Raw genomic sequence first — 12,581 nt, forward strand, 5'->3', positions numbered from 1 at the left:
TCATCGGCCCAGGAACCCGGACCACGGCGTGGCTCTCGGCGGCTCGTCCGGCGGTGGCGTCGAGCGCGAGAACGCTTCGGGTATCCGGAACCCGCTTTCGGCGACCTCGGCGCGCAGGAGCGCGAGATGCTCCCTGCTTCTCGTCCATATCTCGCCGACGCCCAGCGCGATCGCCGCACGCATCCTGCCGGAACCGGCTACGCCCCATACAACCAGACGCATGCCTGCCGCGTCGGCTTGCCGCACAAACCCCTCGGACAGCAGTGGGTACGGGACCGCGAGACCGGTAGCCCCCACGCGGCGCACCTCGTCGATGATGGCATCGATGTCACTGGCACCCGGCCGCACCGCGCGAGCCACCCACCCGGCGGCGCCATGCATCCCTCTCGTGGCCACCGTCAGCGAGTTGATCATCGCCACGCGCCGACAATCCGGTGCCAGCTCCGTGGCCGTTGCCAATACTCGCAGGTCGACCGCGTGCAGCTCTCCTCGCACGCCGTGCCGCTCCAGCGTGCCCGCAATCGCTTCCACCTGCGCACGGATCTCCGAGTCGGACCAGGCGGGCCCTGCGGGCACCGCCACCGACAGCACCGCATCCGCGAATGCCGCCGACCGGCATACGGCGTCGAGGGCAGCCACGTCGGCGGCGGCCCGGCCCACCTCCACGACGACCGCGTTCACTCCCAGCGCGAGCGCGTCGAGCAACGCCCGCCCGTCATCCGCCAGCCCGCCTTCCCCGAGATGTACTGCGATCCTGGTCCCCATACGCGCCGCATCGGAAGCTGCCGCTGTGCCGGGCTCAGCCGGACGCGTTCGCCGTCTACCGAGCGGATCGGTCGCTGCTTCCCCAGCGGGTTCGTCGAGTGCCGCGTCCAATTGCGGCGCACGGCGATCGCGCGCGGCATCGACCACCGCTGCGCGAATGCGTTGCATCGCTCTCGGGTTGTCGACAGTAGGCCGATGCTGTTCCGTGGGCACTTCGGCACCCCGGCCGACAAGACACCACGCGGCGTACCGCAACGATTCCGTGGGCTGCGCGGCACCCACCAATGAATACTGCAGGTACTCGCCATGCCCGTCGAAGGGAGCCAGCGAGTGCGGAAAACCGCGTTCGGCACGCACTCGCGTCGCATTGATGTCGGTTGCCGGATCGGTCCCGAGCCCCAGCGGCCCGTCACCGAGCAACCGGCCACGCGCACCCGGTGAATCGCCGCCCAAACCGGTCACCGGATCGTCGGATTGCGCCAGCACCCAGGTGTACCGGCAACTGGCATCGCTCGCGCTGTCATAGCGGCGGCCGCGCCCCGGCGATCCCGCGATCGCGCGGTTGACGAACACGCCATCCAGTCGCCCACCCACGGTCGCGTCGGACACGACCGGGGTTCCGTAGCTGTAACCGAGCACGGAAAATCTCGCATTGCTCACCGTGTGCAAGGCCAGAACATCACGCGCGAACAGCCTCCCACCGGCCTCGGCGAGCTCGGGCCTGGCAGCCCACGCTTCCTTGTTCTTGGCGGGCGCTTCATAGCCGATCCAGCACACCACCGCGACCTTGGTGGAACGATTCGCCCGCACCAGCTCCTCGTACAGATTCCGCGCACTCGCCAGCCTGGCCGGTGCCGACTGCAGGCGCGTGTTGACGCCGTCCACGTACCAGACCACGTGTTCGGCGTCGTCGAGTCGGCAGTTGCCGATGACGAAAGTGCCGGATCCGTTGCCGCCGAACGCCTCCGGGTCCAACGCCACCGTTGAGACGATCGGCGCAGGGATGTCGCGGTGCACCGTGACCGAGCGTGTGAGTGCCTCGTCGACGGCGTAGAGGTTTCTGAAGATCTGGCGCTCCACCCGGCTGGCTTTCCTGCTGCCTTTCGCGTGGATAGCGGAGGAAGTGGCATATCGCCAATAGTCGTTCGCGTAGTTCGCCACTTCGGACGGAATGCCCGGGGCGTTGCCCACACTTTCAGGGTGCCGGGCCACGACTGCGCGCTGCTCGTCGCTGTGCAGTGAGTTCCACCACCGTTTGTTCTCGACGGCAAGCCGGCCGGCTCTGGTGAAATCGTCCGGCAGACCTCGATGCAGTAGGACATCGGGCCCCAGACCGCCGCCGCCGCGCTTCTCGATCGCGCTTCGGGCGAGCGAACCGTCGCCACCGGTCTCGACCAAGGTGGGCACACCAGTGTTCGGATCGCGCGGCAGGATATCAATATAGGCGGACTCGATCTGCTCATCGGCGGTGCGTTCGATGCAGTCGGTGAAGCGCACCCACGCATCCTGCGCGTCATCATGCCGCGCGACCCGGTCCGGGCGGCCGGCCAGAATGTGGCTCATATTGTCCAGCGACTCCGTGGGCGCCTTGGTGCGATCGTCGACATACAGGAGGAATTCGTCATCGATCGGTTTGCCCGCCTCGAACGGCTCCTTCTCGTATCGCTGCGCCATGTCGCGCATATCCTTCAGGACGGAACTGGTATATCCCGCGTCGCCGGTCGGAAACCTGCACGCGAATTGCACGCCTGGCAAATCCATTGCTCTTGCCGGGCTACTCGACAGCGATGCGATCCCGTAGTACACGTCGGTGGACGATGCGATCTCCGCCAGTGCGTCACGCATGGTCGCGAGATTCGACTCGCCACAGACCACCACCGTGTCGACCGTATGAGCGGCCGACTCGTGTAGGAGTGCCTTCTTCGCAGTGCGACCGCCGTTACCGTGCACAACCAGTTGGCGTTCCGGCCGAACCGCCGTTTGGGGCGCTGCGGCAGTGTGCATGTCGGCGTCCAGCGCCACCATATCCCCGGCCAACCGGTGACCATCGGTCCCGGACCACACCACGATCCTGACGGGGCGATCCGGGTTTTCCCGTACGGCCGCCTCATAGTGGTTGCACGCCAACTGCATTCGCTGATCCAGGCGGCGCAGGTCGCCGGCGGTGCCGTCCACGTGCCACGCCTCCGCCAGGGGATCTCCGGTGCCGAACGAGATCATGATCGAGCCGGCGCCCGGCCGGTCTGCGTCGAACTGCTCGAGCAACACGGTCGGTGCCGGTACTCCGGGAGTCTCGACCGTCGCGGCCCGCTGGCGCGCCCGGATCAGCAAGTCCTCGACATTCAGCAGATACTCCCGCAGCGCCCGTTCCGGCGCGGTTAGCCGGCTCGTCGCCGCGGTGTCGTCGAGCGCGGCCTTCGATTTCGCTAACGCCCACCGATTGGCCTGGTCGCGTACATTTCTCGGGAATCCGCCCGCTTTGCCGACAATTTCCGGCCACACCCGCACCAGCGCACGCAGCTCGTCCACGCTCAGACGCCGCGCGAGCCGCGCGTTCTCGGCTGCGTGCTCTGCACGTCCCTGGACGGCAACCGCGCGGTTCGCGGCCGGCCGCCGCCGCCACCGATACACCAGATCCTCCGGGCTCGCCCCGAACCCCCACTGCTCACGCAACACCCGCTCGGCCCGCATACGCAGGTCAGCATCGGGCGGCGTGTAGGTGGGCAGCCCGGCGCGCGCATCGACCGGCCCGATGAGCTCGATGTGACCATCCGCTCCGGCACGCTCCGGCTCCTGCACCCGCATCGGATCGGCCGGCTCGTCACCGCCACCGGGTCGGCTGCCGATGTATCCGTCGGGTCCGACGTTTCCTCGCCCGTCGGGCGGAAACGGCTCGCCACTATCCGGAGCCGGCCGCTCCGTCGATTGCGCCGATCCGTCGGATGTGAGCAGGCGGGGGCCGTCCGGCCGGATGTGCGATTTCCTGGAGTCTCCCGTGCTGTCCGTCACGACCTGGCCCGGCTCGACCACCTCGGTCCCCTGAGGCAGGAGGGCTTGGGACAAGGCCGTGACCGTGGGTGTGAGGTCCGGCAGGTTCGCGATCGTTCGGCGTTCGGCACCTGCGCCCCGGATCCGATCGGTGACGATGCCGGTGACCGCGGAGGCGAGTACGCGGGCGGTGTGTGTGTCGATGGAACCGAGCGCCCTGGCGAAGTGCTCGGCGAGCATGGACCGGTGCCGGTCGTGCAGCGGGCGTGCCCCTGGACCGGGAGCGAGCAGGTCTCGATGCAGCACACAGGCCGCGTCCGGATGCTCGGCCAAGGCGGTGAGGTAGGCGCGCGTGGCGGTCTCCAGCCGCGACCGCACACCGCCGTGCCGCTCCGGCGTGTCCGGCATCGCCGCGTCACAAGCGGTCCGCACGCGGTCGATCGCCGCCGCGCAGGCGGCTTCGAAACCGCTCTGCTTACCGGGATACATCTGGAAGTACATCCGGCGCGTAAGCCGGGCGCGCTCCAGGACGAGCTCCAGCGACATCGCACCGTATCCCCGGTCGGCCACGACGGCGAGGATCTGCGTCAGAAGATGTTCCCGCTGGTCGTCTCCGGGCTGTCCGGGCGATTGGCCGGTCGGCCGCGGCACGGCTCGGTCCGGATCGCCGGAGCGGCCGGACATGCGGTCGGTGAGGGACGGTCCGGTGAGTCGAAGTTGCGGGAAATCGCGTCCGAGCAGCGGTAGCAGGAACCCACCGACCATCATGGCGATCTTGGAGCCCGACGTCTGGCGGTACGCCTCGATGTCGAATCCCGCCAATGACTGCCTGAGCTGATCAATCGACGCCTCGGCTGCTCCGGCCGGATCGAACGTGACGAACCCCGGGCACACACCCCCACGGTCGGCCACGCGAGCCTGTTTCGCCGTTCCGGTGATCGCGATCGAGGTGATCGTCTGGTTCGTGGTGTCGAATTCGAAGGCGAACCGCGGCGGGTCGCGCGGCTCGGTGAAGTCGCCCAGCGTGGTGAAGGTGACTCCGGCCATCACGCTCAGGCGGCTGGCGAATTCCAGGATGCTGTGCTGGATGCTCGCCCATGGCCAGCCCTCGATCACGTCCGCGTGCGCGGCGAGACTCTCGAGATAACCGCGCAGCACGATCTGGATGCTGCCCATATTGGTCGCGGCGCTGAGTACCGTCTTGTCGCCGGGTATGGCGAATTCGTCGACCGAGTGGGCGGGTAGGCCGAACTCGGCTCGCCGGTGCGGCGGGATCGCGTCCAGGATCGGTGCCCGGTCGCGGGAACATTCGTCCTTGATGGCCGCGAGTTCCTGCCATACCGGCCCGTCCACCTGATCCCATACCGCGGCGAGATGCTCGACCGCTGCTTGCATGAATGCGTGCCGGCCGCTGTCGCGTGGATAGCCGTCGCGGCCGTGCATGACGTAGTCATCGTCCAGCCACGACGCGGAATAACCCGGCTCGACCTCCGAATATCCCGACTGCAATGCGGCCGTCACCCGTTCGGGATGACTCATCATCTGCTGTAACGCCGTTTCGGTCAGCTTGTACTGCAGGCATCCCGACGCGATCGACCGCTCGAGCGAATACCGCAGGTACGCAAGCTGATCCGGTGGGAACAACTCCGCCAGCCGCCGCGTGGCACCACCGACGCGCACCGGGAGATTCGCCTCCGCGAACCGCCTGCCGACCTCGGCGATGATGGTCCGTGCCTGCGTCGGCTCCGCGAGCACTTGCGTCATGCCCTTCTTCGACAGCTCGCGAATCAGTGACACGACCGTGCGCGGCACCTGCACCGACGGCAGCCAATCGATCGGCGCATCGTCAGGCCGTGCCGCCTCGGCGGTCGAATCGCTCGGCTCGCGATGCTCCGGCCCGGTGGGGCCGGGCTTCGGCGATTCGGCATCGGATTCGGGAACCGATTGCCCACCAACTGGTCCGGGGTCGGCGGGCGCGGGGTGGCCTATCTGCGCGCCGTGTCCCATGAGATCGGCGATGTTTCGGCGGACGGCGCCGGCGTCGCCGGATACGGTCCAGTCGGCGAGTATGCCGTGAATGGCCGCCACCAGGTTTCGACGGGCGGGCGTGGGCGGCTCACCGAATGCGGTCGCCACCGTGTCGGCGATGGCGTCCGTCACCGCCTCGTAGCTGCCCGGCCGTAGCGGGTCGGCGGCGAACTCCTCGGTCAGCAGCCGCTCCAGTACCGTGCCCGGTCCCCGGCGCTCCGGCACGTGCTGCCCCTCGTCCCGATCCACCGGCAGCAGTGCGGCCAGCTCCGCTCGCAGCGCCGATCTCTCCTGTGGTGTCAGCACCACCGATGCCGAATCGGAGGAGTCCGTCGGGCGGCTGCCGATGTAGCCGGGTCCGACAGTGGTGGTCGCGGGTGCGGCGACCACTCGGCCGTTCAGCTGCCTCCGGATGAGGTTCGGCAACCGGCGGCGGTGGCCGGCATCCAGTTGCCCGCACCAGCGTGCGAGCACATCGCCCGGGTAGAAGTCGGAGTAGGACGGCACCAGCAGACGCCACCTGCCCGACGGGTCCTTCCCCACCGTGACACGCGCCGACATGACACCGAGGTCGAACACTTCGCTGGAGCGTTCCGTCAACGGTGCCGGTTGTTCCGGGATCGGCGCGGGGCGGACGACATCGTCGGGGGCCTCGAGGACAACCCGGCGCAGTGCCGCCAACGCACCGTGTGGATCGTCGGACTCACTCGCCCGCGGTGGGCGGCACCCCTCCTCTACGGCACGGTCGGTCAGAATGTGGCCATTGGTCGTCATTGCGTAGGAGGAGTCACCGGGGCCCTTGAACACGCTCGGCGGGAGCCCCTTGATCCACTGCTCGAAGGTCGGCCGCTTCGGTGATTTCCCGGGCTTTGTCCCCGGCTTGTCGAGCGCTCCCACACTGCATAGGCGCAGGTACTCGTCGAGCAGCCGGCCAGGGATCCGCTTCCGGCTCGGATCGGCATCGTCGGGCTGGAGATGCTCGCTGCGAACCTCACCGTCGATCCGCAGCTGCACGCCGTCGTAGGCGATCCGTAGGCGGCCACCGTGGCGCGGAATCGTGTCCAGCACGTCCGGGTGTTCGGTGAACAGCTTGCGCAGGACACGGCCGTGCCCGCCCATGCTCGCGACTCTCAGGCCGGTCGGATTGTCGTCTCGGTCCACCTGTACTGCCACCTGCGGGTGTCCGTCGATCGGCAATGCCCGGGGCGACCGCAGCGCCTCCTCGATCCGCGTGCTCGACACGGCGGCATCGACCATCTCAGCCAGTCGCGTCGGCGCACCCGCCGCGCCCTCGGCCCGCTCCCACTCGTCGAACGCGGCGGTCAATCGCTGTGCGTCGGGCCGTCCTTTCACCCATTCGGTCAAGCCAGGGAACTCACGGCGCCAATTCTTCTTGTTGAACGGCCGCAAGGCCCGCGATTCCCGGCTCGGTGGCACTCGAAGCTCCCCACCGATCGCCGATGGCTGCGTCCAGGGACCGGGTCCGAACTCGACACGTACCGTGTGCGACCAGTTCGCCAGGATTACGTTGCTGATCTCCGCGATTGTCGTGACTTCGACCCCGCTCAATCTGGTCTCGCCGCGGCGCGGCTGTGACGGCAGCCAAGAGCAACGGGCGCCGAACGAAAGCACGGAGGCGGAGTCAGCCCTGCGATCGGCTTTGCCATCCGCCACCGCGACATGCATCAACCGCTCTTCTCCGCCCGGCTGATCCGTACCGAGCCACATCACGATGTCACCGTGCTGTGGGCGTGACCCCGTGTCACCGTCCGAGAGGAGTTGCCGTCCTGCCGGGACCAGGAGGCCGGGCAGTTCATGCACCCAGCGCCGGGAGAAGTCGTCGGGGTCGTCCCAGTTGTAGATCGCGGGGACCTGCTCGCGGCCGAGCGCACCGGCGGCGACAGCGACGTACACCACCATGTCGATGCAGCTGAGCGGCAAGTCCGGGGCCAGGGCGGGGATCTGTTCATCACTCGACCAGCCCCAGTCGGCGAAGACGCTGTCCGGCTTCAGCTGACACCAGTAGGCCGTATCTCTGCGGGTGAAGTACCCGAGCAAATGCTCCACGACCCTGGCCGAAGCGGGTGCCGCAGATGATTCCGCCACGACCATCTCGGCCGTTTCTCCGTCGCCGCCGACACCATCGTGTGCGTCACTGTCCGAGAGCCGCGACCACGGCGTCGCCCGCGGCGTCTCCCCCGATGCCGGCCTACGTGCCGCCTCCCCCGGTTCAGGTGGTCTGCTCCCGATGAATCCGCCCGGCCTGGTCGTGCCCTCGCCCGGCACGGAATCGTCGCGCGACACCGGTGGATTCGGCGGCCGATCCGACTCCGTGGTCGAGGTGCTCCACGGCGTCGGTGTCGGCAGTTTCTGCTCGCTCGCGGTGGTGTCCCGATCACTTGCGGTGACTTCGGGGGCGAATGCGGTACGCAACCGGACAAGGGCGTCGGCGAGGACGTCCGCCGCGATCGCGTGTGGCAGGCCCAGCCGCCTGGCGGTGTGGGCCAGCGACACGCCCTCGACCAGATGAGCCATTACCAGCCGTTCGGCGATACCGGGATCGGGCAGATCCACCAGCGCCGCTCGGACGGTCATCGTGAAGTCCGCATCGGAGAACCCCGCACCGGACGGGTCGGCGATCTCGCGGTGCACGGGGCCGGACTTGCCGGTCATCGGCGCATCCGCCGACACCGTGGGGCGCTCCAGAATTTCGCGCGCCCGCACCACATCGGCCACGCTCAATCGCAATGTTCGTGCGATCGCCGCGTCGTCGAGATCCTCCCCTTCGGCAACCATTCTGCCGATCTGAGCACCTACCGTGCTCACCATCTTCCGTGTCCGATTATCGAGGTTCGGGAATTTACGCTCGAGACGGAAGCGGAAAAGCGCGCCCCGGCAACTGGCCCAGGCATGAGCGGCAAACGAGGCAGAGGGGATGTGGCTCGTGATCGCGGTGATAGTCGCGATCCAGGCGACACTAACCGCCTCGTCGCGGATATCGGGGGATTCTCGACGCGCCACCGCATTCGGAACCCAGGCAAACTTCTCGAGTACCTCATCCTGGATTTCACGCTCTTCGCGGGACCCCACCCGGGTTACCACATACCGCTGGAACAGCTCTTCTTCCTCGCGATAGCCGGATCGCTCGTATCGCTCGCCATAGAAACGATCGACGATTTCCAGCAACATATCGCCACCGATTCCCAGCGTCCGACACAGTTGCCTCAATTTCCGCAATCGAGGAAGATAACGATTGTTCTCGATACTGGAAATAGTGCTACGCGGCATTCCCGCTCGCCGCGCGAGCTCAGTCGCCAAAATCCCTTCGTCGTAACGCAGCGCCGCAATCCAACGCCCCAATGATTTGTGCGAAGCGGGATCGATATCGGCAGTGATATCGGGGTAGAAACGCCGGACAGCGTCGATCTGCTCGCCACCACGAACTCCGATCTTTCGGCAAATACGCCGGAAGCTGCGGAAGTGCGGGATTTGTTTTCCGTTCTCGATATCGGTGATATAGCGGCCGGAGAGGCCTACCAGGCGAGCGAATTCCACCTGTGTCATCCGGAGGCTGCCGCGCCTTGCCTCGATCCAATCGCCGAGCGTCTCGTGCGCGGCGGGAGCGGTATCGGCGTCCGTTTCCGGATAGAATCGACGGACTGCAGCCTCCAGCAGTTTCTCCTCCACCCCCAGCGCCAGGCAGATGCGCCGGAATGTTTTCAACTGCGGAACATGCTTGTTTTTTTCGATACCGGCAACGTAGGTTTGAGCCATTCCGGCTTCGTCGCCCAGCCGAGTCTGCGACAGTCCTTTGTTGTGCCGCAGTGCCGCAAGCCAATTTCCGATGGAGTCGTACACAGCCGGATCGGTATCGCTGTCGGTCTCTGGATAGAAGCGACTGACCGCGGCCTGCAGCATTTCCGCTTCGACATCGAGTGCCTCGCATATTCGCCGCAGTGTCGGCAGGCGTGGGATGTACTTGCCGTTTTCGATATCGGCGATGTGTGACAGATCCACGCCTGTCGCACGCTCGAGATCAGTCTTGGTCATTTCTTTGCCGTTGCGCAGCGCCGCAACCCAACTACCGACGGAATCGTGCGCGTCCAGATCGGTATCGGTATCGGTATCCGGATAGAAGCGACGTGTCGCGGCACGCAAAAGCGCCTCGCCGATGTTCAACGCCGCGCCGATTTCCCGGAAAGTCGCCAGCCGAGGGATGTTCTTGCCGTTTTCGATGGCCGAGAGGTGGCCTGCGGCCATCCCAGCCGCTCGTGCAACCTCCTTCTGCTGCATCCCCCGTTCCTGTCGCTGCGCCTTGATCCATAATCCCGGTGAGGCATGCGATTCCGGTCGTGGCCCTTCGAGGCGACGCGGCGGATCGGGCTGCTCCGGGGGACGGCTGCCGATGAATCCGTGGTTGCCCGTGTCCGGCCGGCCCTCGACTACCGCTAGAGGTCCCGGCGACAGCCGCAGCACAGTGCCGTGCCGGTCGATGGCCAGTACTTCGCGTAGGTTCGGGATAGGGTGCCGACGCAATGCCAGACTCAATTCGACCGGGTCCGCGGCCGAGTCGGCCAGGTTCACCACAACCCGCTCGGCCTGGCGTTTCACATGCACCTTGCGGCGGATTTCGAAGCAGATATTGCTGACCCTGCCGGTAGCCGGTGAGTAGCAATCGAAGATCCGTCCCTCGATACGGAAGTCGGGCAGACGCGCGCCGGATTCGACAGGGTGCTGCTCGACCCGGAAGCCGGCCCGCGCAAGGACAACCGCCGCCTCGTTCTGCCGCCGCAAGCCCCGCTGTTGTTGCAGGAAACCCGGCGGTCCGTGGCCGGGGCCGAGGACCGGGACGACGGCCTCCGATCCGAAGGGCACCGCGTCGGGATCCGGAGCACGAGACGGCCGGGTCAAGTCGCCGTCGCCCGCCTCCTCCGGGTGCGGGACCGACGCCGAGGTGAGTTGATTCTCCTCGGCCTGGAGATCGACGTCGAGGGCCGGGGTGATCTGGGGTGCCAGACCGGTGGTGACGTACTCGTGGATCGCCCACTGCGGGGTGCCGATCGGCACGCCGTGGATGTCCGCCTCGGCGAACCCGACGGCGATGGCCTCGTATGGACGCAGTTCCGCCTTGGTTTCATCGACGAAGGCGTAGACGGGCAGACGCGCGAGCCAGGTCTGTCTGGGTTCTCGGATCAGGCCCAGTTCGTGGAGCCGGGACCAGGTCTCGTCCAGCACCTGCGGCAGGGTCACCGACAGGAGCTCCGTGGCATCGATCGCGTGGACGAATTCGTGGACGGCGTCGTGGTGGAACGGTCGGTCACCGACCGGATTGACACCGCGTTGCCGAATCTCGATACCGCGTTCGACAGTCCACGCCGGCCTGCTCGCATTGCGCAGGCTGAACTGGATCCCCACGGTTCGAAACGTGGATGCGGAATCGCGCTGGGCGAAGGATGCGGCGCCTGCGTCCTCGTTACCCAGGTAATCGATCCACAGTCCCCGGATGTTGGTCCGGCCCGGGAACCTGGTGAGCATCTCGTCCAGCGCACCGAGGATCTCCTCGACGACATGGGCGGGAACATCCGGATGTTCGAACCCCAGGATCGTGATGTGCGGGTAGTCGAGGTTGAACGACTCGACCAGCCGCGCCTTGGCCTGTGCCTCGACATCGAGCCCGGCACGATGCGATATCTCGCCGGGCGTGCGCGCGGCGCGCATCTCGATCTCCGTCAGCGCGTCCATGTACCCGCCGTGTATGTGACGCAGCGCGGGCTTGTACGCGTCGGGTATCGGAAGATCCGAAATCCACGATTGCAGATACGCCGCCCGCTCCCGGATGGCCGAGAGCTCCGACCTCGGCATGCCGTGGTGTTGCCACACCTCGCGGCCGTCGATTTGCCGCACGAACATCGCGGCGAACACACCGGTCGGCGTCGCGTCGATCACGGACGGGGCGCGACCACCTCGCACCTCGTTGTCCGGGCCAACACTCCACTCTCGCGCGGCACGGTTCGTCCTGGTCACCGCGTCGAAGAGGCCGAGTCGCCGGGCCGAGCGCGAGCCGAGAATCCCGCGGTCCAGTGCCTGCAGGCTGTCGCCCGGCTGCCCAGGAGTGATCTCCCGACAGACGGTGCCGCCCTCCCGGATCAGGCAGGTACGCCCGACCGGCGCGTCCATGATCGCAGCGACTTCCCGCTGCAGCACCTGCTCGAGCGCAGCGACAGGGTCGGTGTAGGTCTCCATGAACACGCGCATGCCGTTGCCGAAGGTCACCGATTCGACCCGCACCCCCGGCGCATCCTCGACCAGCGAACGTTCCGCTGTTCCGGACTGCATGCCTGCGAGCACCAAGTCCTGGAAGTCGGGACCGGCGGACACGCCGTCGCCGGAGGAGCCTTCTCGCGGCCGACTGCCGATCAGGCCACCCGGACCATCGCTGCGACCTGGCGGAAGCGTCAGTTCGGCGCCGTCTTCCGGCTCCGATGAGGGCCGACTGCCGATGAGACCGCCCGGTCCGCGCGGTCGAGTGCGCTGTTCCTGCTGGTCGGGTGCTCTGTCCGGCTGGCCGCTCCGAGTCCACGGGGTGCGTTTGCTTTGCGGTTTCTCCGCGTCACCGACCTGCGGGTGCCGGTCGGTGACAATCAGCCGTTCGATGGCAACATCGGATGTCGAGTGGTAGCCCCGCCGCGTCGTGCCGTGCATATCGAGGGTCTCGAAGTGCCGCCCATGCTCGGTGGTCAATGGAACGACGAGTCGATCCATGTACGTCCCGTCCTCGGCCATCCGCCGCTTGATCTCGT

The 12,581-nt window shown here is 67.0% G+C and carries 1 protein-coding gene (cut by a window edge); it reads right to left on the reverse strand.

Annotated features, from left to right (window positions below; translation table 11 throughout):
- Nucleotides 1-12,581 carry the 3' portion of a helix-turn-helix domain-containing protein gene (locus ON44_RS43535; RefSeq protein ID WP_157187623.1) on the reverse strand. Its footprint extends 16,984 nt past the window's final position, so the window shows 12,581 of its 29,565 coding nt (coding positions 16,985-29,565); its start codon lies off the right edge, out of view; it ends in the stop codon at nucleotides 1-3.

This window comes from Nocardia vinacea NBRC 16497, assembly GCF_000308835.1.
GTDB classification, from domain to species: Bacteria; Actinomycetota; Actinomycetes; order Mycobacteriales; family Mycobacteriaceae; genus Nocardia; species Nocardia vinacea.